The sequence below is a fragment of the Pseudomonas sp. LBUM1659 genome, from assembly GCF_059716045.1.
In genome coordinates this window covers 39,850-61,370 of record NZ_CP166797.1, presented here as the reverse complement: position 1 = coordinate 61,370, position 21,521 = coordinate 39,850, and the positions used below count along the sequence as shown (strand labels likewise).

The following is a 21,521-nucleotide window of genomic DNA, read 5'->3' as shown; positions in this document are numbered from 1 at the left end:
GGTGGTCGCGCCCCAAAGGGGCAAATTGACGGTGCCGCGCGTTCTTCTACGTTCTGTACTTAAGCTGTAGTTGGCTAACGGTCTGGGCGCCAGCATTGCACAGCTAAAGACGTGAATGAAACAGGACTGTCATGAAAATAGTGTCACCCTTGTGGGAGCGGGGCTGCTCGTGATGGCGGCATTGCTTTCAACACCAATTTGGCATGACCGCCGCTCAGGTAGGCGCCTCAGTCACTGAAATGATCCTTACCCAGCCCTATGTCGATCAGATACTTGGCTGTTTCGGGGTTTCGCTCATCGCAGCGGCTATAGCATTTGATGTGCAGCAACAGACTGTACTTGTGGGGGACCAAAAGAATCACCCCGTCAGCCTGGTCAAAAAGCTTGTCTTGCAGCTGCCGCTTTTCTTCTTCGCTCGACACTTTTATCCAGTCGTTTCCCTCAGCAGGTTCAGGTGTCCAACCCGCTTTTCTGAACATGGCCTGAAGTTCGCCCAGCAGTACTGCTGTCTGGTTGAAAGGTAAAGTTTCCACCATCGGCGAGGTCGTGATGCCATCAACCTTTTCCTTGCTGTAGCTCACAGCTCCATAGATCGTTTTTGGCAACGTGAAGCCATGATCAGGATCATCGAACGTAATAACAACTGGGCTGCTGATCCAGGTGGAATCAACCTCAGGTGGTTCGCTTGGATAAATGGCGGTTTTACGTTCGATTGGAAAAGTAGAGTCTTTTACAACCTCGGCATATGGCTTGCCAACATGGGCGTAAATCTTGTTGGAACTGGACATGAAGTGAGATGCAGCTGTCGCCAACACCACGACTATCCCAGTCGCAACGATCAGTATCCGACGTGAAAATCCCATCACTGGATTCCGCCTCCGTTGGAAATTTCCGCAATCGACTGTTTCAACTGAGCATGTGTTGTTGGACTTTTAAGCAAGCTGTCAAATTGACTGGCTGCACGTAGTACGAACTCCATTCGCTGATCTTGATCTGCAAGATTGGCCACGGGGTTCTTGGAGAAGGAAACCTGTCTGCTGTCAGGCGCTTTACATTGGCTAGCCAGCGTTAGCTGAATTTCTTCCGCCGCTCCGGACATTAACCCTGTTACCACAGAAACATAATTGCCCGCATGAGTACTGCGCATAAGGACTGCGAATTGACTGTCTTCGTACATCGCTGGTTGCAAAATGTTCAATTGCTCATGCCGAGCCATCTGTTTGACGCTATCCGCAATATGCCCAGCATCAATGGCTTCAAAAGCACGATAGATTTCTGGTGCATCAACACCAAACTCTACCTTCCCAGCAATCGGCCACATCACGTCTTTCGCAATGCCACGCCGGCTCTTTAGGCACTTCTCCATCTCCTTGTAACCCCGCACCATAAAAAACCGATGCAACGGATAAACATCCAGAAACAGCGAGGTGTTACCCAATGCCAGCATTTCATACACGTAATCCAACTGCTGCTGGACCACTGACCGGGTGTTATCGCCAAAGGTGATGTCTTCAGTGGGCAACGGATTGGCCGCTCGCGCTCTTTCGAGTTCCTTCTCCACTTCAGGATCCGTTTTGCTGAGCTTGAACCCAAACCCTTCGAAAATGGTTTCCGACTTACCGGTCCGCAACTTCTCTTGCGCAGCCTTTTGCGCGGCAATAGCCGTTTGCAGTTTGGTGGCATGAATCAACCCACACCCCACCTGCTTCGAAGCAAACGCCGCCAACCCCGCCCACTGAAACCGGTTATCTGCCAGCCACAACTGCGCATAAGCAGCGTTGATCTTGCGGTTACGCGCTTGCGGGTCGGCAATCAGCACGCCACCCGGTGCGACCCATTCTTCGGCTTCTTTCTGAAACCGGCGCCATAGGCAATTGCACGTCAGCAACGGCACTTCGACGCGGGTCTTGGGGTTTGGGCCGCCCGTGGTGGTTTGGCGTTTGCAGGCGGGCAGTTCGCAGGTGCTGTCCCAGAGTTTTTTCATGTCCAGGTCGTCTGGGGCGATGCATTGTCCGGTCATTTGATTCTTCCTTGAGGGTCAGACGGTCCAGCGGACGACGGCGAGGTCTGGCTTGAGCGTGGCGACGCTTTGGGTCATGCCCAAGGCGTTGGTCTGGCCTTTGACGATGCGGCCTTCGGCGGTTTCGATTTCGTAGCCTTGTTCGGCAATCGGTTCGCCATTGCCAGCGCTGACGGCTTTGAATTCCACGACGGGCTGGCCAATGATCGGCAGGGGCGGAATGAACGGCGCGGGGGTGTGGGTGCTGCCGATGATGACGTTGCCGGAGCCGCCGATTATTACGCCGCCGTGGCTGGTGGTGCCATCGAGGGTCATGGCGTTCAGGCCGTTGATGATCACCGTGGAGGAGAAGCGCCGCTGAGTGCTTGGCCGCAGGTGCAGGTGTCGCTGACTCTCGCGGCGGCGAGGCCATTGAAAAACACATCGGGGGAGCCGCTGGCGATGGGGTTGATGCCATGGCCCGGAATCGGGCAAGTGGTCGGGTCCGTGACGCGTGCAGCCGGTTTTCCAGACATATGCATTCCTTGTCATTGTCGTTTGAGGCGAGCGGGGACGCTAACCACCGAGGGGCTGTGCGTCAACCTTGGCGTGCGACCGTATCAAGCACCACACGGATTGGCTGTAGGAAAACGCTTAAATGTTCGAGCGCCGGGAGTCCTGTTTAAAAACACTCGGCGTTACTTCTCGGAGGCTACAACGCCTTGCGTCGTTGCCTACGGTTACTACAGAATCCGCCGGCTTGTGCGCCTTTGCCTTGGCCTCTATCGTTTCCCGGTCGCTGAAAACAGTGATCGGGTTTGGTAGCCCGGAGTTCTGGCGCATAGCCACTTTCTGCGGACGCTTTTTCAGGTCGCAGCTTTATGGTGGCCATGCGCAGGGTCCCTTCGGGGGCGCCGGTTCCAGTACTCCGGTCTACCAACCTGTGTATGGCCACCACCCTCGTTTGGTAGCGAGTGTGATGGCTCCACGTGACCAGTACTGGAGTTCTATCTATGTTCAAGGTAACGCCCAACCCACCGGACACCGATCCGGTCCCCCACGACTTCCCGCCGCGTAAACCCAGCACCATTTTCCTCATAGACCCCAAGGTCGATAACGAAACCCTGCTCGCACATGCCTGCGAATCGTTGGCGTCAGCCAGCGTCATGGCGAGTGATTTCGCCGGGTTTCTGGAGGGCCCGCAACGCCATACGTTGCTGGGGATTCAGCAGGTGATCATGCTCGGGGAATTGGCGGTGAATCGAGTGCTGGATAACCTCGATCCGCAAGGGTAATCACTGAGCAAAAAAAATGTGGGAGCGAGCCTGCTCGCGATGGGGCCTTCACATTCAACATGGCTGTTGACTGGAAGACCGCTATCGCGAGCAGGCTCGCTCCCACAGGTTTTGCGGTGACGCCGGGTTATTGGCCCGGAATGTCCTTGCGCAGTTTCACCGGATCTTGCTGTTTCTTCTTTTTCGCGATGGCGGTGCGCATCTTGATGTTGATCGCTTCAACCGCCAGCGAGAACGCCATGGCGAAGTAGACGTAGCCTTTTGGCACGTGGAAATCCAGGGATTCGGCAATCAGCACGGTACCGACGATCAGCAGGAACGACAGCGCCAGCATCTTCAGCGACGGGTGCTTGTCGATGAACTCGCTGATGGTGCCGGACGCCCACATCATCACCAGCACTGCCACGACGATCGCGGCGACCATGACTGGAACGTGGGAGACCATGCCGACCGCGGTGATCACCGAATCCAGCGAGAACACGATGTCGATGATCGCGATCTGGATGATGGTGTAGAGGAAGTTGCCACCCTTGCCGCTCGGCTCTTCGTTGGTTTCGTCTTCACCTTCCAGTGCGTGGTACATCTCTTGCGAGCTTTTCCACAGCAGGAACAGACCACCGAAGAACAGGATCAGGTCACGCCCGGAAATACCCTGGTCGAACACCACGAACAGGTCCGCCGTGAGACGCATGACCCAGGTGATAGAGAGCAGCAACAGGATCCGCGTGATCATGGCCAGCGCCAGACCGAAAATCCGGGTGCGTGCCTGCATGTGTTTGGGCATGCGGCTGACCAGGATCGAAATCATGATGATGTTATCGATACCCAGGACGATTTCCAGGGCGGTCAGGGTAAAGAAGGCAACCCAGATTTCAGGGTTGGTCAGCCATTCCATGTGTATTCCTTTGAGGATGTGTTAAACCACGAAAGGCCCGGACTTCGAACTGCGAAGACCGGACCCGTCATGGTGAGTCTTTGTTTATAGCGTGCTGAACAGCGGAAAAATCCCCATCAGCAATGCTGCAACCAGTATGCACATACACACCAGCACTGCCCACTTCAGGGTAAAGCGCTGATGGTCACCGAATTCGATACCGGCCAGGGCCACCAACAAGTAGGTCGATGGAACCAGCGGGCTCAACAAGTGGACGGGCTGACCGACGATCGAGGCACGTGCCATTTCAACTGCGGTTATACCGTAATGACTGGCGGCTTCGGCAAGTACTGGTAACACGCCGTAATAAAATGCGTCGTTCGACATGAAAAACGTGAACGGCATGCTCACCAACGCCGTAATCACTGCCAGGTACGGGCCGAGGAATTCAGGGATGACCGCCAACAGGCTTTTCGACATCGCGTCGACCATGCCGGTGCCGGTCAGGATACCGGTGAAGATACCGGCCGCGAAAATCAAACCGACCACCGACAGAACGCTGCCAGCGTGGGCCGCAACGCGATCCTTCTGCTGTTGCAGGCAAGGATAGTTGACGATCATCGCGATGCTGAACGCCACCATGAACAGCACCGGCAGCGGCAACAGACCGGCAATCAGGGTGCACATCAGGGCCAGGGTCAGCAAACCGTTGAACCAGATCAGCTTCGGACGACGGGCGTCAGGGAACTGCGAAACGCTGATTTCACTGTGGTCGATTTCATCGCCGGCCAAGTGCAACTCACCCAGGCGCGCACGCTCGCGCTTACCGTAGAAGTAGGCAATCGCCAGGATCGCCACCACACCGGCCAGCATCGCTGGAATCATCGGTACGAAAATATCGGACGGGTCCACATGCAGTGCGCTGGCCGCGCGAGCGGTCGGGCCGCCCCAAGGGGTCATGTTCATCACGCCACCGGCGAGGATGATCAGGCCGGCCATGATTCGCGGGCTCATGCCGATGCGGCTGTAGAGCGGCAACATGGCGGCCACGCAGATCATGTAAGTGGTCGCGCCGTCCCCATCAAGGGAGACGACGAGCGCCAGTACGGCGGTACCGACCGAAACTTTCAACGGGTCGCCCTTGACCAGTTTGAGAATCTTGCGCACGGCCGGGTCAAACAGGCCGGAATCGATCATCAGGGCGAAGTACAGAATGGCGAACATCAACATCACGCCAGTCGGCGCAAGCTTGGTGATGCCTTCGAGCATCATTGGGCCGATTTTCGGCGCAAAACCGCCGAACAGGGCAAAGATGATCGGGATGATGATCAAGGCGATCAGCGCGGACAGGCGCTTGGTCATGATCAGGAACATGAACGTGATGACCATGGCAAAGCCAAGGAAAGTCAGCATGGGAATACTCCAGGCGTAGCGCGGCTAGGGGAAATGGGCTGGGGTCAGCGCAGAACGGGAAGCACGAGGCGTACGGGCGGAGTGACAGCGAAGCGGCGGGTAGCAAAGGACATCAGGATCACCATTGTTGTTGTTAAATGGGCCGAGCGAGCGATAAAACGCTGGCACTGGCCAACCGGTCTGTTGCCGGCAGTGGGGCGATCATAATCGGGGAAGCTTTCAGCCAGCTTTCGGCGGTGAAAGCATTGCTCGGATGTGCAACCGGTCGTCGGACGGCTTTAACGTCAGTAAACACAGCAAGGGAGGAAAAAAATGGTCGACATTCACACCGGCGGCTGCCACTGCGGACAACTGCGCTATCAATTCAGCGGCCCGCTACACGACATCGCCCACTGTCATTGTTCGATTTGCCGCCGGGTCAGCGGCGGGATCGTCACCACCTGGATCACCGTGCCCTCGTCAGCCTTTCAATGGACGAAAGGCACACCCGCGCAGTACGAGTCTTCTTCAACCGGCGTGCGCTATTTCTGCTCGAACTGTGGGGCGCAACTGGCTTTTATGACCCCTTTCAGCCCCGAGAGCATCGACGTGACTATCGCCACCCTCGACCACCCGGAACAGGCGCCAGCCGAGCGGCATATCTGGACCGACAGCCGATTGCCCTGGCTGCACCTGGACGAGCATTTACCCGGCGAAGCGGAAGAAACGATCTGATCAGAAAATAGACAGATCCAGCAGCCGGATCGCGCCCATCCAGATCGCGTGCTCGATGTGGTCGAGCAAGTCATCGCCCGTGTCCGGGTGCAGGAACACCACCAACCCCTTGCGGTTGAGCGCCAGCCACGGCAGCACTTCACCAATGAGTTCGGGTCCGAACGCCAGCTGGCAACTCCAGTCCGGGTGCGGGCCGACCGGGCGCTCGTGCATGCGGCCCATCTTCAGCGGGAACAAATGGGCTGCTTGCTCGCACAGAGCCCGTGCCTGATCGATTGTTTTGGAATCGAAATACACATGGACGTGATAACCCTTGATCTGCTGCATCTGAATCCCTCTAAAACCCGGTCGAACCCTCACCGCTTCCCACAGGTCACACGCCATATACGTAGGAAACAAGGAACTTCAGCCATGAAAAATGCCGAAACCCCCGTGGTAAAAGTGGTGCTTTATGGTGCCATGAGTAGCCTCGGCAGTGCGCTGATGGCTGAAATGCTGCGGCGCCAACATGAAGTGATCGCCATTCTGGATGACCTGACCGCGCTGGCGCCACGCCCGGGCCTTCGAACAAAAAGCGGCGACCTGTTTGAAGCGGAGCGCGTTAAACAAAGCGTGGCGGGCTGTTCGGCCGTCATCTGTTTATTGGACGCACCAGGATTGCCGTTCAACAGCGAATACGTTGAAAAAACCATCGTGCCGGGCCCGGTCGAGCAAGTGCTGGCCGTGGATGCGTTGATCGAGGGCATGCACGCGGCGGGCATTACGCGGCTGTTTCTGGTGGGTGATTTTGAATTGCTGGACGATCCGGGCATAGAAGATCGATTGCAACGCCACGCCGCCGAAGAAATCCGCGAAGCGCTGCAAAACAGTACCTTGCACTGGACGCTGGTCAATGCGCCTCGCGGCGTTTCCGGCCTGACGATTGAGCACTTCAGTCACATCAGCAGCAGCCTTGAACCGGGCTTGGCTGAACCGCTTCAACGCTTGAATCGCGTGGCAGTCGGGATTGCCGATGAACTACAGCTGAATTTGCACGTTGGCGAACACGTCAACTTCATCGCCGCTGACTCTAAATAGCGATAGAAGGCAGCGCCAAGCCATTCAGCGATTGTGCGCTGCTGGCTTGCTCGACCATCAACCAGTCCACAAACTGTTGAATCAATGCCCCACGCCGTTTTCGCTGGGGCAAGACCACGTAATAGCCCAGCCTGGACATCGCGGACTCTGCGATCGGGCGACATAATAATCCCTGCGCCAGCAAGTTATCCACAAGGTGCCGCCAGCCAATCGCTACACCCTGGCCGCCAATCGCCGCTTGAATCAGTAACGTGTAATTGTCGAAACGCAATTGCCCTGGCGCTGGTGCGGACGTGATTCCCAGCTCGCGAAACACGCCACTCCAATCGAACCAGTTGCTGCTGTTTTCGCCCCTTAAATGAAGCAATGGAAACTCCAACAACGACTGTGCCGGCAAGGGCAGGGGACGATCCTTGAGCAACAACGGGCTGCAAACCGGGAATACCTCTTCGCTGAACAGCCAATGGCTTTCGCCCTGTTTAAAGCGCCCGTCGCCAAACAACACCGCCACATCGATATCGGTGCGCAACATGTTGTGATTGCGCTCGCTGGTCACCAGGCTCACATCGACGTGAGGATTAGCCGCGTGGAAGCGGTGCAGTCGTGGCATCAGCCAATACGCGGCGAAGGCGAAATCGGTCGCGACTTGCAACACCTCATGTTGCTGCTGTGCGCTGATCGCGCTCAATCCTGCGTCGATATTCTGCAAACCGAGCTGAACCTGCTCGAAGAGAATAGTCCCGGCTTCTGTCAATTCGATCCCGCGATAGATGCGATCGAACAACCGTGTCCCAAGTTGCTCCTCCAACCGTTTGATCTGCTGACTGACCGCCGGCTGCGTGGTGCCAAGCTCCACCGCTGCAGCGGTGAAGCTGCGATGACGGGCGGCCGCTTCAAAGGCACGAAGCAGGTCGAGAGACAGGTCACCAAGGGCGTCATACATAAGCTGGGCTAATCCTAGTCATTGCCCGGCATGGGCTTTACCGCAAAGAGCGTGGGTAACATGCTCGATCGCAGCACTCTCGCATAAATATTCACTATGGAATGCCGCGATCACATGAAGCGCAAGAACATTCTTTTCATCATGGCCGATCAAATGGCCGCGCCAATGTTGCCGTTCTACGGTCCGTCGCCGATCAAACTACCGAATCTGAGCCGCCTCGCCGCCAAAGGCGTGGTGTTCGACGCCGCGTATTGCAATAGCCCCTTGTGCGCGCCGTCGCGTTTCACCCTGGTCAGCGGCCAGTTGCCGAGCAAGATCGGCGCCTACGACAACGCGGCTGATTTCCCCGCTGATGTTCCAACCTATGCCCACTATCTGCGTCGCCTCGGCTACCGCACCGCGCTGTCGGGCAAGATGCACTTTTGTGGCCCGGACCAGCTCCATGGCTACGAAGAACGCCTGACCAGCGACATCTACCCGGCCGACTACGGTTGGGCGGTGAGTTGGGACGAGCCGGATGTGCGCCCGACCTGGTATCACAATATGTCATCGGTGCTGCAAGCCGGTCCGTGCGTGCGCACCAATCAGCTGGATTTCGACGAAGAGGTGGTGTTCAAGGCCCAGCAATACTTGTTTGATCACATCCGCGAAGACGGCGACCAGCCGTTTTGCCTGACCGTTTCGATGACACACCCCCACGATCCGTACACGATCCCCAAGGCTTTCTGGGATATGTACGACGATGCCGACATTCCGTTACCCGAAACCCCGGCACAATCCGAACTCGATCCGCACTCCCAGCGTTTGCTCAAGGTCTACGACCTGTGGGACAAGCCGCTGCCTGTGGATAAGATTCGTGACGCGCGCCGCGCCTATTTCGGTGCGTGCAGCTATATCGACAGCAACGTCGGCAAACTCCTGCAAACACTCGAAGAAACCGGGCTGATCAACGACACCATCATCGTCTTCTCCGGTGACCATGGCGACATGCTCGGTGAGCGTGGGCTCTGGTACAAAATGCACTGGTACGAAATGGCCGCCCGAGTCCCGCTGTTGATCAGTGCACCAGGGCAGTTCGGGGCAGGGCGGGTCAGCGCCGCTGTTTCCACCGCCGATCTGCTGCCCACCTTTGTGGAACTGGCCGGCGGCTCGCTAGAGCCGGGCTTGCCGCTGGACGGTCGCTCATTGGTTCCGCACCTGCAAGGGCAGGGCGGTCACGACGAAGTGTTCGGCGAATACATGGCCGAAGGCACCATCAGCCCGCTGATGATGATCCGTCGCGGTGCTTACAAATTCATCTACAGCGAAGACGACCCGTGCCTACTCTTCGACGTACACAACGACCCGCGCGAACGGGAAGAACTCAGCCAATCGCCGCAACATCGCGCCATTTTCGAAGCGTTTCTAAGCGAAGCACGCGCCAAATGGAACATCCCGGCGATTCACCAACAAGTGCTCGCCAGCCAGCGTCGTCGGCGCTTTGTTGCGGACGCACTGACCATCGGCAAGCTCAAGAGCTGGGATCACCAGCCGCTGGTGGACGCCAGTCAGCAGTACATGCGCAACCACATCGACCTCGATGATCTGGAGCGCAAAGCACGTTATCCACAACCCTGCCAAAACCAATAACGTTAAGGGGAAGTCCATGCAAAGGTTATCCACAGTACTGACGGTCGGGCTTCTGGCTCTGGGCAGCGCATCGGCGTATGCCGATCAAAGCTGCGAGACGGTGAAAATGGCCGATCCTGGCTGGAGCGACATCGCCGCGACCAACGCCATCACCGGGTTTCTGCTGGATGGCATGGGCTATAAGGCCAAAGTCGACACCCTCGCGGTGCCGATCACCTTTGGCGGGTTGAAGGATGGTCAGGTTGATGTGTTCCTGGGTAACTGGATGCCGGCGCAGCAGGGCTTCTACGACAAGTTCGTGGCCACGGGCGATGTCTCGCAGCTGGCGAAGAACCTTGATGGCACCGAGTTCACGCTTGCGGTTCCGGACTACGTCTGGGACGCGGGTGTGCATGACTTTGCCGACCTGAACAAATTCGCCGACAAGTTCGACAAGAAGATCTACGGCATTGGCTCCGGCGCGCCAGCGAACATCTCGCTGCAGGAAATCATCAAGAAGAATGATTTCGACATGGGCCAGTGGAAACTCGTCGAGTCCAGCGAGCAGGCAATGCTGGCCGAAGTGTCTCGCGCAGTGAAAAAACAGAAATTCGTGACCTTTCTCGGCTGGACCCCGCACCCGATGAACGTGCAGCTGAAAATGCATTACCTGAAGGGCGGCGAGAAATATTTCGGTGATACCGGCAGCGTCCATACCTTGACCCGCAAGGGGTACGCCGAAGCCTGTCCAAACGTTGGCAAGCTGTTGACCAACCTGAGCTTCACCCAGGACATGGAGAACAGCATCATGTCTGAGGTGGTGAACAAGAAAGTCAGTAATGCGGACGCGGCCAAGGCATGGATCAAGGCCAATCCGGCGGTGCTGGATAAATGGCTGGAGGGCGTGAAAACCGCAGATGGCAAAGACGCGTTGCCAGCAGTTAAAGCCAAACTCTGAAACATGTGGGAGCGAGCCTGCTCGCGATAGCGGCGTGTCATTCAACATTAACGTGACTGACAGGGCCTCATCGCGAGCAGGCTCGCTCCCACACTGGGAACAATCGGCATCTGTCCTGATACTCTTGCGCAAAACCCCACCCGAGAGGACCCATGGCCTTCCCCAGCCGCCATTCACTCTTCCCCTTCCTCAGTTGGTTGCCCCGGCAAACCCGCGCCAGCGTCGGGCGTGACCTGATTGTGGGCCTCAGCGGGGCAATTCTTGCGTTGCCGCAATCCATTGCCTACGCGCTGATCGCGGGTCTCCCACCGGAATATGGTTTGTACGCCGCGATCATCCCGGTGTTGATTGCTTGTCTCTGGGGTTCGTCGTGGCACTTGATCTGCGGTCCTACGGCGGCGATTTCTATCGTCTTGTACGCCAGCGTCAGCCCTCTGGCGATTCCCGCGTCAGAAGACTACGTGACCCTGATCCTGCTTCTGACGTTGCTCGCCGGTATTTTCCAGTGGTTGCTCGGTTTGCTGCGCTTCGGCGCCCTGGTGAATTTCGTCTCGCATTCAGTGGTGCTGGGTTTCACCTTGGGCGCGGCGGTGGTGATCGTCATCGGTCAATTGCCGAACCTGCTGGGGCTGGATTTACCCAGCCAGGCCACGGCGCTGGACAGCTTCTTGGTGCTGTTCAAGCATCTCGGCGCTTTCGATAAACCGTCACTGGTGCTGGGCCTGGCGACGGTCGTTGTCGGCGCGGTCCTGAAGTTGTTGCTGCCTCGCTGGCCGACCCTGCTGATTACGCTGATTCTGGGCGGGTCGCTGGTGGGGTTCTGGCCATCGATGTTCGGCCATGTGAAGTTGGTCAGCGCGTTTATCGGACGCTTGCCGCCCTTCAGTCCGTTGCCGCTGGACCTGGACCTGATCCTGCGTTTGCTGCCGAGCGCGGTGGCCGTGGGAATGTTGGGGCTGGTGACCAGCCTGTCGATTGCCCGCTCCCTGTCGGCGCGCTCGCAGCAGTTGATCGACGCCAACCAGGAAGTGCGCGCCCAAGGTCTATCGAACATGGTCGGTGCGTTTTTTTCCGGCTCGCTGTCCGCCGGTTCCTTCACTCGCTCGGGCCTTAGCTACGACGCAGGCGCCCGCTCACCCATGGCCGGCGTTTTTTCAGCCATTTGGGTGGCGCTGTTTGCCATCTTCGGCGCAAATTTAATCGCTCACATCCCGATCCCGGCCATGGCTGGCAGCATTCTATTAATCGCGTGGGGACTGGTGGACCATCGCGGTATTCGCGCCTTGTTGCGGGTCAGCCGCGCCGAGTTCCTGGTCATGGCGCTGACCTGTGTCGCCACGCTCCTGCTGGAGTTGCAGACGGCGATTTATGCCGGGGTGCTGGCATCCTTGTTTTTCTACCTCAAACGCACCTCGCAACCGCGGGTCCAGCATTCTCGCGAAGGAGAAGAAGACATTCTGCGGGTAGGCGGGTCGATCTTTTTCGGCGCCAGCCATTACCTGCAAGTGCGCCTGCAACGCCTGCATGGCGCGCGCGTGGTGATTGAGGCGCAGCAGATCAACTTCATCGACTATTCAGGGGTGGAAATGTTGCATCAGGAAGCGCGGCGGCTGCTTAAGCAGGATCGCAGCCTGACGTTGCGGCGCGCGCGGCCGCAGGTAGTGGAGGAGTTGCGGAAGCTTGAAGGGGCGGAGAAGTGCCCGATCCGGTTTGAGGATTGATCCGAAATAGGTGTCGCGACCATTCGCGAGCAAGCCCGCTCCCAGATTGGTTTTGTGAACGCCGCAAATCAAATGTGGGAGCGGGCTTGCTCGCGAAGCTTTTAAAGGGCGAGTTGGTGGCGCAGTTCGGCCAGTACCGGCGCAGTGTCCGGGCGCACGCCGCGCCACAGGAAAAAGGCTTCCGCCGCTTGCTCCGCGAGCATGCCCAAGCCATCCATCGCTACCGCAGCGCCATTTTCCGTGGCCCATCGGCAGAACGAAGTCGGTTCCTTGCCATACATCATGTCGTAGCAAACGGTTTTACCCGGCTCGATCAAGCTGCCGGCAATCGGCGGTACATCGCCCGACAGACTCGCCGACGTCGCGTTGATAATCAGGTCCACCGATTCCTTCAACCAATCGAAACCACTGGCCGACACCGGCCCCAGATCGGCGAACAACTCAGCCAGCAACTCGGCTTTCTCAACCGTGCGGTTGGCGATAATCACCGATGCCGGTTGCTCCGCCAGCAGCGGTTCCAGCGCACCGCGCACCGCACCCCCAGCGCCAAGTAGCAGGATGCGCTTGCCCTTGAGGCTGAAACCGGCGTTGACCGTCAGGTCCCGCACCAGTCCGGCGCCGTCGGTGTTGTCACCCAGCAACGTGCCATCGGCGAGTTTGCTCAAGGTGTTCACCGCGCCGGCCCGCTGCGCGCGCTCCGTCAGGCTGTCGGCCAGGCGAAAAGCGTCTTCCTTGAACGGTACCGTCACATTCGCTCCGCGACCCTCGCGGAAAAACGCCCGGGCAAAGTCGGAAAAATCGTCGAGTGGCGCCAGCGAGGTGCTGTAGTCCAACTGCTGAGCGGTTTGCTCGGCGAACAATCGGTGGATCAGCGGCGACTTGCTGTGGCCAATCGGGTTACCGAATACGACGTAACGGTCCATCAGAACTCCTCGTTCAGGCCTCGGCCAACCAATCGCGGTCTTGCAGGAAGTACTCGGTCAAGCGCGCTTCTTCGCTGCCCGGTTCGGCTTTCCAGTCATAGCCCCAGCGCACTTGCGGCGGCAACGACATCAGGATCGACTCGGTGCGACCACCCGATTGCAGGCCAAACAAGGTGCCACGGTCGTAGACCAGGTTGAACTCCACGTAGCGGCCGCGACGGAATTCCTGGAACTCACGCTGCTTGGCGGTGAACGCATCATTTTTGCGGCGTTGCACAATCGGCAGATACGCGTCTATGTACGCATCGCCGATGGCACGCATGAACGCGAAGCTGGTGTCAAAGTCCCACTCGTTCAAGTCATCGAAGAACAGACCACCGATGCCGCGCGGCTCGTGGCGATGCTTGATGTGGAAATAGCTGTCGCACCAGGCTTTGTAGCGCGAATAGACGTCCGGACCGAACGGCGCACAGGCCTGCTCGGCGACGCGGTGCCAGTGCACGCAGTCTTCTTGATTGCCGTAGTAAGGCGTCAGGTCGAAGCCGCCGCCGAACCACCAGACCGGTTCTTCACCTTCTTTTTCGGCGATGAAAAAGCGCACGTTGGCGTGGGAAGTCGGCACATGCGGGTTGTGCGGGTGGATCACCAGCGACACGCCGAGGGCTTCGAAGCCACGGCCGGCCAATTCCGGCCGATGAGCGCTGGCGGAGGGTGGGAGACCGCTGCCGAAGACGTGGGAAAAGTTGACGCCGCCCTTTTCAATCACGGCGCCGTTTTCGATCACTCGCGTGCGACCGCCACCGCCGGCAGGCCGGATCCAGGCGTCTTCAACGAAGGGTGTGCCGCCGTCTTCAGCTTCGAGGGCCGCGCAAATGCGGTCTTGCAGGTCGAGCAGGTAGGCTTTTACGGCCTCGGTGCGGGTTGTCATGTCATCACCTTGAATCGGGCAAAGCGGCGCGGCGCATCAATGGCCGGCGGCAAATTGCTGCGTAGGATAACACTGCACCTTGCTCCACCGCAGTTGACGAAGATCAGGGTTAGGAGTCCGATAGGGCGCTTGGCAAATGACCTAAGGAGAGTTCTGATGGCAAAGCGAATCCAGTTCCGCGCCCATGGCGGCCCCGAAGTGCTCGAGTATGTCGAGTTCCAACCCGCCGAGCCCGGCCCGCAGCAAGTCCGCGTCGCCAACAAGGCCATCGGCCTGAACTTCATCGACACCTATTACCGCAGCGGCCTCTACCCGCCGCCAGCCCTGCCATCGGGCCTGGGTTCGGAAGGCGCGGGCGTCGTCGAGGCGGTGGGCAGCGAAGTGACCCGCTTCAAGATCGGCGATCGCGTGGCTTACGGCAGCGGCCCGCTGGGCGCCTACAGCGACGTTCACGTATTGCCCGAGGCCAATCTGGTGCTTTTGCCGGATGCGATCAGCTTCGAAACGGCCGCCGGGGTCATGCTCAAGGGCCTGACCGTGCAGTACCTGCTGCGTCAGACATATGAGCTCAAGGGTGGCGAAACCATCCTGTTCCATGCCGCCGCCGGCGGTGTCGGTTCGCTGGCCTGCCAATGGGCGAAGGCCTTGGGCGTAAAGTTGATCGGCACGGTCAGCTCGCCCGAGAAAGCCGCGCTGGCCAAGGCCAACGGTGCCTGGGCGACCATCGACTACAGCCATGAAAACGTCGCTCAACGTGTGCTGGAATTGACGGACGGGAAAAAAGTGCCGGTGGTGTATGACGGCGTCGGTAAAGACACCTGGCTGACGTCGCTGGACAGCGTATCCCCACGCGGTCTGGTCGTGAGTTTTGGCAACGCGTCGGGTGCAGTGGACGGGGTCAATCTGGGGATTTTGTCGGCGAAGGGTTCGCTGTACGTGACCCGGCCGACGCTGGCGACTTACGCCAACAACGCCGAGAACCTGCAGCGGATGGCGGATGAGTTGTTTGAGATGATCATCAGCGGGAAGTTGAACGTGGACATCAGTCACACGTATTCGTTGGCTGACGCGGCGAAGGCGCAGACCGAGTTGTCGGCGCGGCGCACGACTGGCTCGACTGTTTTGTTGCCTTAAGGGCCTCATCGCGGGCAAGCCCGGCCCCCACAGGTTTCGGTGATCCCTGTGGGAGCCGGGCTTGCCCGCGATGAACGATGACGCAGTCTTAATCGGGGCGCACGACGTGGCCGGTTGCCAGATCCCGAATGACGCTCGGGTTCTTGCGCCCACCGAGATTCCCGCCCAACACCAAATCCACCTGCCCACGGAAATACTGATCCACGCGAATCCGCGTGCGCGCTGCCGGTCGCCCCTGCGGGTTGGCCGAGGTCGACACCAGCGGCCCGACCGCTGCGCACAAATCCCGCACCAGCGGATGATCGCTGACCCGCAGCGCCACCGTTTCATGCACCCCGGTGATCCACTGCGGCAACAGATTCTGATGCGGCACCAGCCAGGTGTTCGGCCCCGGCCAGGTGCTGGCCATGCGGTCCATCCACAGTTCCGGGAAGTCTTCGAAGAGAAAATCGAATTGCCGGATGTTGTCGGCAACCAGAATCAGGCCCTTCTCCACTGACCGCCCTTTGATCATCAGCAGACGATACACCGCCTCTTCATCCCACGGATCGCAACCCAACCCCCAGACCGCTTCGGTTGGATAGGCAATCACCGCACCTGCGCGAACGGCTTGCGCGGCTTGTTGCACACGCCAACTGTTGACCATGAAAAACTCTCCGGAATAAGGCTTTGCGCAGTTTACCGATCTTCCTTATAAAACCTAGCTCACCCGAGCAAACCAGCGCCCGCTTTCGCACACGGCGCGGCCCTCCATTTCCAGCTCCGTCAACGCGGCCAGCACTTTGGGCAAGGTCCAGCCGCTGGTGACGGACAGCGCTTCACTGGTGTGCGGGGCCGCGTGCAACAGCATAAGCAATGGATGGGTCACCGAGGGTGTCTCGGTGGACAACGGCAACTGTTGCCAGCCGCGCAAGGCTTCAAGGATATGTTCGATGGTTTCCACCAGCATCGCGCCGTCACGGATCAGTTGATGGCAACCCTTGGCGCCAGGATGATGAATCGACCCAGGAATCGCATACACCTCGCGACCTTGCTCCGCCGCCAGCCTCGCGGTGATCAACGAACCACTCGCCACACTGGCCTCGACCACCAGCACGCCGAGGGACAAACCGCTGATGATTCGGTTACGCCGGGGGAAGTTGCTGGCAGTAGGGCCGGCGTCCAGCGGGAACTCCGAAAGCACCGCACTGCCCGACGCGATCATGGCATCGGCCAGTCGCCGATTGCGTTGTGGATAAAACTTTTCAAGTCCCGTGCCAAGTACTCCCACCGTTCGCCCGCCGACGTCCAAAGCGGCTTGATGCGCGGCAGCATCAATGCCCAGCGCCAGACCGCTGGTGATGACGAAACCGGCACCGGCCAGGCTGCGGGAAAACGCGGCGGCAGTGTCCATGCCCGGACGCGAGGCGCGTCGGCTACCAACCATCGCCAACTGCGGTTTTTCCAGAATCCCCGGATCGCCCGCGACGAATAATAGTGGCGGTGCGTCGCTGATTTCTGCGAGCAGCGCAGGGTACTCAGGCTGGTCCCACATCAGTAAATGCTGGCCCGGACGCTCTAGCCAGGCCAATGCGTGGCTGGCGCCATCGCGCACTTCATTGGTGCGCCGAGCCTCGGCACACGCCAGTGGCAAACCTAGCGAACGCCAGGCGCTGGCCGGCGCGCTGATGGCTTTGGACGCCGAGCCGAAGGCCTCAAGTAATTTTTTGAACCGCGCCGGGCCGAGTTCCGGCAAACGGTGCAAACGTAAACGAGCTTCCAGTTCCGCAGGGGAAACCGGTGTAACGGCAGGCAGTGACATGGATCATCCTTGATCGTTATGAGCCCCGTTGAAACGGGAATAAGCTGTGGATAACTCTGTTGGTAACTTGTGGAGCCGACTTACGGATTTCGCACTTTGTCCATGACGGCCAGCGAGCGCGAAGCATTAAGTACCAGACCGTAGCTGAGCTTGTCGTAGGTGCGGAAAACCATGAGCAATCCGGCCCGCTCATCGGGGATCTTCAGCGGCTGGCCAGTGATCCGGTCGCGCACGGTTTCGCCGGTTTTCATCACCACCAGTACGTTGCCTTCGGCCAAGCCATCACGTTGCCCCTTGTTCAGCGTGACCACATCCAGAGCGCCAACTTGCGTCACGCCGCGCGGTACATCGATGATCAACCCGTTAACCGGTGTTTTCGGCGCACTGGGCATGAAGGTCGAGTTGATCGACCGTTCCTCACCACTGAACAAACGGTCGCCGAGACGCACTTCCTGCGTCGTGCGCTGCAAGGCGAGGGTCGCGACATCGCCTTCAGTGGCAACAATTTCGCCACCACCGATGTCATCGGCGTTGATCCCCAAAAACTCTTGGGTCTCGGGGTCGGTGTAGATCTTGCCCTGACGGAAGATCCCGTAACCCGGCTGATCTGGATCGAAATGGCCGCGCGCGAAGATGCGGTCTCCGGTGCCGCTCAGCACACGTTCGGCATCGCCGGCCACGACATAGGGCGCCTTGTCGAAATCCTCGACCTTGTCGACGATGCGGTTGTTCAGCAAGAAACTGTTGATCGAACGCAGCGGAATGCTCGGGATGGCATCGGCCACCGGCGAGCTGCGCACACGTGGCGAGAGCTTTATGGTGCCGCGCGAGGCGCCGCGATTGAGGGTCAAGCGCGGCTGGCCGTTGACGTAGACCAGCGACAGCGAGTCGCCGGGGTAGATGAGATCAGGGTTTTCGATGTGCGAATTGGCCTGCCACAGCTCGGGCCATTGCCACGGCTGGCGCAGGTATTTAGCGGAAATGTCCCAGAGTGTGTCCCCCGCAACCACTGTGTATTGCTGTGGAAAACCTTCCTTGAGTTGCACTTGCCCGTGCGCCAGACCGGCCGAGGCCAGAAGGAGCAAGGCGAGTAGTGATTTCCTCATGCAGTGAATCCCTTTATTATGTGCGTTCGCGTGAAACGCCAGAGCCCTCGTGGCTCGCTCCTGACTCTTTACCAAAAAGAAAAGGAAGCTACGCTTCACAACGGTAGCCTGCGGACCCGCCAGGCCATCGACCCGACTTCCCTCACACGTGCAGCAATCAAGCTTATGGCCATTTTAAACATCCTCGAATTCCCCGACTCGCGCCTGCGTACTATCGCCAAACCTGTGGCCGTAGTGGACGACGAAGTACGTCAGTTGGTCGATGACATGTTTGAAACAATGTATGAAGCGCCAGGCATCGGCCTCGCCGCGACCCAGGTCAACGTGCACAAACGTATCGTAGTGATGGACCTCTCCGAAGACCGCAGCGAACCACGGGTGTTCATCAACCCCGAGTTCGAAACCCTGACCGACGAGATGGAGCAGTATCAGGAAGGCTGTCTCTCGGTGCCGGGCTTCTACGAAAACGTCGATCGCCCACAGAAGGTCAAGGTCAAGGCCCTGGACCGCAACGGCCAGCCTTACGAACTGATCGCCGAAGGCCTGCTCGCCGTGTGCATCCAGCATGAATGCGACCACCTGAACGGCAAATTGTTCGTTGACTACCTGTCCAGTCTCAAACGCGACCGAATCAAGAAAAAACTGGAAAAGCTCCATCGCCAGAACGCTTGATGCCCTCCTTCAAAGGCTTGCTGCGGCAAGCCTTTTTCTTTTGCGACTGCTTTGTAAATGAGAGTTTTACATGACTGAGCCACTGCGCATCGTCTTTGCCGGGACCCCGGAATTCGCCGCCGAACACCTCAAGGCCCTGCTCGACAGCCCTTACGAGATCGTCGCGGTTTACACCCAGCCGGACCGTCCGGCGGGCCGTGGGCAAAAGCTGATGCCGAGTCCGGTCAAGCAACTCGCACTGGAAAACAACATCCCGGTGTTGCAGCCGCCAACCCTGCGCAACGAAGACGCTCAGGCTGAACTGGCCGCGCTCAAGCCAGACTTGCTGGTGGTGGTCGCCTACGGCCTGATCCTGCCGCAAGCGGTGCTGGATATTCTGCGCCTGGGTTGCATCAACAGCCACGCGTCCCTGCTGCCACGCTGGCGCGGGGCGGCGCCGATCCAGCGCGCCGTCGAAGCGGGCGACAGTGAAAGCGGCGTGACCGTGATGCGCATGGAACTGGGCCTGGACACCGGGCCGATGCTGCTCAAAGTCACCACGCCGATCAGCGCGCAAGACACCGGCGGCAGCCTCCATGATCGTCTGGCAGAGATGGGCCCACCGGCCGTGATTCAGGCGATTGCCGGTCTCGCCGCTGGCACGCTGGAAGGCGAAGTGCAGGACGACAGCCTCGCCACTTATGCTCACAAATTGAACAAGGACGAAGCGCGCGTCGACTGGAATCGTCCGGCTATCGAGCTGGAACGTCTGGTTCGCGCCTTCAACCCATGGCCGGTTACCCACAGCACGCTGAACGGCGAAGCGCTGAAAGTGCTGGCCGCGAGCCTCGCCGAAGGGAAGGGCGCGCCAGGGGAAATTCTCAGCGCCAGCAAGGACGGCTTGATCGTCGCTTGCGGTGAGCAGGCCTTGTGCCTGACCCGTCTGCAATTGCCCGGTGGCAAGGCGCTGAACTTCAGCGATCTGTTCAACAGCCGTCGTGAGAAATTCGCCGTCGGCACTGTGCTCGGTCAAGCGGCGGACGCTCAATGAACCCGCGTCTGGCCGCCGCCAAGGCACTCGCCGCTGTTCTTAACGGAAAAGCCTCGCTCAACAGTTCCCTGCCGACCCAAATGGACAAGGTTGAAGACCGCGATCGCGGCTTCACTCAGGACCTGGCGTTCGGCACTGCACGCTGGCAGCCACGTTTGTCGGCGCTGGCGGCCAAGTTGCTGCAAAAGCCATTCAAAGCGGCGGATGCCGATGTCGAGGCGCTGCTGCTGGTCGGCCTCTATCAACTGCTCTACACCCGTGTTCCGGCCCATGCCGCCATCGGCGAAACCGTTGGTTGTGCCGACAAGCTGAAAAAACCTTGGGCCAAAGCCTTGCTCAACGCCGTGTTGCGCCGCGCCCAGCGTGAAAGCGAAGCGTTGCTGGCCGAGCTTGAACACGATCCGGTGGTGCGCACCGCCCACCCACGCTGGCTGCAAAAATCACTGAAAGCGTTCTGGCCCGAGCAGTGGGAAGCCATTTGCGCGGCAAACAACGCGCATCCGCCGATGATTCTGCGGGTCAATCGTCGCCACCACACTCGCGACGCCTACCTTGGCTTACTGACCGAAGCCGGGATCGCCGCGATGCCGTGCGTTTACAGTCAGGACGGCATCATCCTTGAGGCCGCCGCCGACGTGCGCAGCCTGCCGGGCTTCGCAGAAGGCTGGATCAGCGTGCAGGACGAGGCGGCCCAACTGGCTGCCGACCTGCTCGACCTGGCGCCGGGCCAACGAGTGCTCGATGCCTGCTGCGCACCGGGCGGCAAAACCTGCCACATCCTTGAAGCCGAGCCAAAACTGGCCGGTGTCGTGGCGGTGGACCTTGAAGCCAAGCGTCTGGTGCGGGTGCGAGAAAATCTCGAACGCCTGAAATTGAGCGCCGAACTGATCGCCGCCGACGGGCGTGACACTGCCGTCTGGTGGGACGGCAAGCCGTTCCAGCGCATCCTGCTGGATGCGCCGTGCTCGGCCACAGGCGTCATCCGTCGTCATCCGGACATCAAACTGACGCGCAAGCCCGACGACATCGCCGCGCTCGCAGTGCTTCAGGGCGAATTGCTCGATGCTATGTGGATAACCCTGGAGGTTGGCGGGATTCTGCTCTACGCCACGTGTTCCACGTTGCCGACTGAAAACACCGAAGTCATTGAAGCGTTCCTCGCCCGTACGCCGGGTGCGCGTGAACTGGACCTCGCCACGGCGGCCGGCATCAAGCAACCTCACGGTCGCCAGTTATTGGCCCAGGAAGGCGGTCACGACGGGTTCTACTACGCCAAGCTGATCAAGATTGCCGCCGCGCGCGGTTAACGGATTGAATGGAGTGAC

At 59.2% G+C, this 21,521-nt stretch carries 21 protein-coding genes and 1 pseudogene; 10 read left to right on the top strand and 12 right to left on the bottom strand.

The window, feature by feature from the left end; all coding sequences use genetic code 11:
• Nucleotides 1-227 precede the first annotated feature (227 nt).
• The 3 genes and pseudogenes from ACA048_RS00245 to ACA048_RS00235 form a co-directional block, all read right to left on the bottom strand.
• Nucleotides 228-863 carry a hypothetical protein gene (locus ACA048_RS00245; protein WP_497627463.1) on the bottom strand — a complete coding sequence of 212 codons (636 nt, stop codon included), beginning with the start codon at nucleotides 861-863 and terminating at the stop codon, nucleotides 228-230.
• Nucleotides 863-2,020 (bottom strand): DUF2515 family protein, encoded by a 1,158-nt coding sequence (locus ACA048_RS00240; protein WP_497627461.1) that lies wholly within the window; start codon nucleotides 2,018-2,020, stop codon nucleotides 863-865. The genes ACA048_RS00245 and ACA048_RS00240 overlap by 1 nt, the downstream gene beginning before the upstream one ends.
• Nucleotides 2,021-2,038: 18 nt before the next feature.
• Nucleotides 2,039-2,535, bottom strand: a pseudogene (locus ACA048_RS00235) (PAAR domain-containing protein).
• Between the two features lie 477 nt (nucleotides 2,536-3,012).
• On the opposite strand from ACA048_RS00235, the gene ACA048_RS00230 reads away from it, so the two are divergent.
• Entirely contained in the window at nucleotides 3,013-3,294 is a 282-nt protein-coding gene (locus tag ACA048_RS00230; protein WP_497627460.1) for a DUF6124 family protein, read from the top strand.
• Nucleotides 3,295-3,421: 127 nt separating this feature from the next.
• On the opposite strand, the gene ACA048_RS00225 is transcribed toward ACA048_RS00230, so the two are convergent.
• A complete protein-coding gene (locus ACA048_RS00225) occupies nucleotides 3,422-4,189 on the bottom strand; it encodes a TerC family protein (RefSeq protein WP_497627459.1) in 768 nt (255 codons plus the stop codon).
• Between the two features lie 84 nt (nucleotides 4,190-4,273).
• Nucleotides 4,274-5,581, bottom strand: a complete 1,308-nt coding sequence (locus tag ACA048_RS00220) for a CitMHS family transporter (protein ID WP_497627458.1) — start codon at nucleotides 5,579-5,581, stop codon at nucleotides 4,274-4,276.
• A gap of 312 nt (nucleotides 5,582-5,893) precedes the next feature.
• On the opposite strand from ACA048_RS00220, the gene ACA048_RS00215 reads away from it, so the two are divergent.
• Nucleotides 5,894-6,295, top strand: coding sequence for a GFA family protein (locus ACA048_RS00215; protein WP_497627457.1), 402 nt, complete (start codon nucleotides 5,894-5,896; stop codon nucleotides 6,293-6,295).
• Here the strand turns inward: ACA048_RS00215 and ACA048_RS00210 are convergent, their stop codons facing one another.
• Entirely contained in the window at nucleotides 6,296-6,622 is a 327-nt protein-coding gene (locus tag ACA048_RS00210; RefSeq protein WP_497627456.1) for a DOPA 4,5-dioxygenase family protein, read from the bottom strand.
• Between the two features lie 84 nt (nucleotides 6,623-6,706).
• Here ACA048_RS00210 and ACA048_RS00205 point away from each other — a divergent pair, with 84 nt between their 5' ends.
• Nucleotides 6,707-7,372, top strand: a complete 666-nt coding sequence (locus ACA048_RS00205) for an NAD(P)-dependent oxidoreductase (protein WP_497627455.1) — start codon at nucleotides 6,707-6,709, stop codon at nucleotides 7,370-7,372.
• Here ACA048_RS00205 and ACA048_RS00200 read toward each other — a convergent pair.
• Nucleotides 7,365-8,315, bottom strand: a complete 951-nt coding sequence (locus tag ACA048_RS00200) for a choline sulfate utilization transcriptional regulator (RefSeq protein WP_497627454.1) — start codon at nucleotides 8,313-8,315, stop codon at nucleotides 7,365-7,367. The genes ACA048_RS00205 and ACA048_RS00200 overlap by 8 nt on opposite strands.
• Before the next feature lie 114 nt (nucleotides 8,316-8,429).
• Here ACA048_RS00200 and betC point away from each other — a divergent pair, with 114 nt between their 5' ends.
• The 3 genes from betC to ACA048_RS00185 all read left to right on the top strand — a co-directional run bounded on the left by betC (nucleotide 8,430) and on the right by ACA048_RS00185 (nucleotide 12,602).
• Entirely contained in the window at nucleotides 8,430-9,944 is a 1,515-nt protein-coding gene (gene betC / locus ACA048_RS00195; RefSeq protein WP_497627453.1) for a choline-sulfatase, read from the top strand.
• Between the two features lie 16 nt (nucleotides 9,945-9,960).
• Entirely contained in the window at nucleotides 9,961-10,881 is a 921-nt protein-coding gene (gene choX, locus ACA048_RS00190) for a choline ABC transporter substrate-binding protein (RefSeq protein ID WP_497627452.1), read from the top strand.
• Nucleotides 10,882-11,033: 152 nt separating this feature from the next.
• The gene (locus tag ACA048_RS00185) at nucleotides 11,034-12,602 is read left to right on the top strand and encodes a SulP family inorganic anion transporter (RefSeq protein WP_497627451.1); all 1,569 of its coding nucleotides are present in this window, start codon (nucleotides 11,034-11,036) and stop codon (nucleotides 12,600-12,602) included.
• Between the two features lie 101 nt (nucleotides 12,603-12,703).
• Here the strand turns inward: ACA048_RS00185 and aroE are convergent, their stop codons facing one another.
• Both aroE and hemF read right to left on the bottom strand, forming a co-directional pair.
• Nucleotides 12,704-13,525 (bottom strand): shikimate dehydrogenase, encoded by an 822-nt coding sequence (gene aroE / locus ACA048_RS00180; protein ID WP_497627450.1) that lies wholly within the window; start codon nucleotides 13,523-13,525, stop codon nucleotides 12,704-12,706.
• A gap of 13 nt (nucleotides 13,526-13,538) precedes the next feature.
• Nucleotides 13,539-14,453 (bottom strand): oxygen-dependent coproporphyrinogen oxidase, encoded by a 915-nt coding sequence (gene hemF / locus ACA048_RS00175; protein WP_497627449.1) that lies wholly within the window; start codon nucleotides 14,451-14,453, stop codon nucleotides 13,539-13,541.
• Nucleotides 14,454-14,609: 156 nt separating this feature from the next.
• Here hemF and ACA048_RS00170 point away from each other — a divergent pair, with 156 nt between their 5' ends.
• Nucleotides 14,610-15,587, top strand: a complete 978-nt coding sequence (locus tag ACA048_RS00170) for an NADPH:quinone reductase (RefSeq protein WP_497627448.1) — start codon at nucleotides 14,610-14,612, stop codon at nucleotides 15,585-15,587.
• Between the two features lie 88 nt (nucleotides 15,588-15,675).
• On the opposite strand, the gene tsaC is transcribed toward ACA048_RS00170, so the two are convergent.
• The 3 genes from tsaC to ACA048_RS00155 all read right to left on the bottom strand — a co-directional run bounded on the left by tsaC (nucleotide 15,676) and on the right by ACA048_RS00155 (nucleotide 18,494).
• A complete protein-coding gene (tsaC, locus tag ACA048_RS00165) occupies nucleotides 15,676-16,233 on the bottom strand; it encodes an L-threonylcarbamoyladenylate synthase type 1 TsaC (protein ID WP_497627447.1) in 558 nt (185 codons plus the stop codon).
• Nucleotides 16,234-16,287: 54 nt separating this feature from the next.
• Complete coding sequence (dprA, locus tag ACA048_RS00160; RefSeq protein WP_497627446.1) at nucleotides 16,288-17,388, bottom strand: DNA-processing protein DprA; 1,101 nt, start codon at nucleotides 17,386-17,388, stop codon at nucleotides 16,288-16,290.
• Nucleotides 17,389-17,468: 80 nt separating this feature from the next.
• Nucleotides 17,469-18,494, bottom strand: a complete 1,026-nt coding sequence (locus tag ACA048_RS00155) for a LysM peptidoglycan-binding domain-containing protein (RefSeq protein ID WP_497627445.1) — start codon at nucleotides 18,492-18,494, stop codon at nucleotides 17,469-17,471.
• 165 nt (nucleotides 18,495-18,659) lie between these two features.
• On the opposite strand from ACA048_RS00155, the gene def reads away from it, so the two are divergent.
• The 3 genes from def (at nucleotide 18,660) to rsmB (ending at nucleotide 21,503) form a co-directional block, all read left to right on the top strand.
• Entirely contained in the window at nucleotides 18,660-19,166 is a 507-nt protein-coding gene (gene def / locus ACA048_RS00150; protein ID WP_497627444.1) for a peptide deformylase, read from the top strand.
• A gap of 70 nt (nucleotides 19,167-19,236) precedes the next feature.
• Entirely contained in the window at nucleotides 19,237-20,196 is a 960-nt protein-coding gene (fmt, locus tag ACA048_RS00145; protein WP_497627443.1) for a methionyl-tRNA formyltransferase, read from the top strand.
• Entirely contained in the window at nucleotides 20,193-21,503 is a 1,311-nt protein-coding gene (rsmB, locus tag ACA048_RS00140; protein WP_497627442.1) for a 16S rRNA (cytosine(967)-C(5))-methyltransferase RsmB, read from the top strand. The genes fmt and rsmB overlap by 4 nt, the downstream gene beginning before the upstream one ends.
• Nucleotides 21,504-21,521: the final 18 nt, after the last annotated feature.

Coding starts and splice junctions, on each gene's coding strand:
- ACA048_RS00200 (WP_497627454.1), bottom strand. CDS start 8,315: ATGTATGACGCCCTTGGTGACCTGTCTCTCGACCTGCTTCGTGCCTTT.
- betC (WP_497627453.1), top strand. CDS start 8,430: ATGAAGCGCAAGAACATTCTTTTCATCATGGCCGATCAAATGGCCGCG.
- ACA048_RS00215 (WP_497627457.1), top strand. CDS start 5,894: ATGGTCGACATTCACACCGGCGGCTGCCACTGCGGACAACTGCGCTAT.
- fmt (WP_497627443.1), top strand. CDS start 19,237: ATGACTGAGCCACTGCGCATCGTCTTTGCCGGGACCCCGGAATTCGCC.
- ACA048_RS00205 (WP_497627455.1), top strand. CDS start 6,707: ATGAAAAATGCCGAAACCCCCGTGGTAAAAGTGGTGCTTTATGGTGCC.
- ACA048_RS00185 (WP_497627451.1), top strand. CDS start 11,034: ATGGCCTTCCCCAGCCGCCATTCACTCTTCCCCTTCCTCAGTTGGTTG.
- tsaC (WP_497627447.1), bottom strand. CDS start 16,233: ATGGTCAACAGTTGGCGTGTGCAACAAGCCGCGCAAGCCGTTCGCGCA.
- ACA048_RS00155 (WP_497627445.1), bottom strand. CDS start 18,494: ATGAGGAAATCACTACTCGCCTTGCTCCTTCTGGCCTCGGCCGGTCTG.
- ACA048_RS00220 (WP_497627458.1), bottom strand. CDS start 5,581: ATGCTGACTTTCCTTGGCTTTGCCATGGTCATCACGTTCATGTTCCTG.
- ACA048_RS00170 (WP_497627448.1), top strand. CDS start 14,610: ATGGCAAAGCGAATCCAGTTCCGCGCCCATGGCGGCCCCGAAGTGCTC.
- ACA048_RS00210 (WP_497627456.1), bottom strand. CDS start 6,622: ATGCAGCAGATCAAGGGTTATCACGTCCATGTGTATTTCGATTCCAAA.
- ACA048_RS00225 (WP_497627459.1), bottom strand. CDS start 4,189: ATGGAATGGCTGACCAACCCTGAAATCTGGGTTGCCTTCTTTACCCTG.
- aroE (WP_497627450.1), bottom strand. CDS start 13,525: ATGGACCGTTACGTCGTATTCGGTAACCCGATTGGCCACAGCAAGTCG.
- def (WP_497627444.1), top strand. CDS start 18,660: ATGGCCATTTTAAACATCCTCGAATTCCCCGACTCGCGCCTGCGTACT.
- choX (WP_497627452.1), top strand. CDS start 9,961: ATGCAAAGGTTATCCACAGTACTGACGGTCGGGCTTCTGGCTCTGGGC.
- ACA048_RS00240 (WP_497627461.1), bottom strand. CDS start 2,020: ATGACCGGACAATGCATCGCCCCAGACGACCTGGACATGAAAAAACTC.
- ACA048_RS00230 (WP_497627460.1), top strand. CDS start 3,013: ATGTTCAAGGTAACGCCCAACCCACCGGACACCGATCCGGTCCCCCAC.
- ACA048_RS00245 (WP_497627463.1), bottom strand. CDS start 863: ATGGGATTTTCACGTCGGATACTGATCGTTGCGACTGGGATAGTCGTG.
- rsmB (WP_497627442.1), top strand. CDS start 20,193: ATGAACCCGCGTCTGGCCGCCGCCAAGGCACTCGCCGCTGTTCTTAAC.
- hemF (WP_497627449.1), bottom strand. CDS start 14,453: ATGACAACCCGCACCGAGGCCGTAAAAGCCTACCTGCTCGACCTGCAA.
- dprA (WP_497627446.1), bottom strand. CDS start 17,388: ATGTCACTGCCTGCCGTTACACCGGTTTCCCCTGCGGAACTGGAAGCT.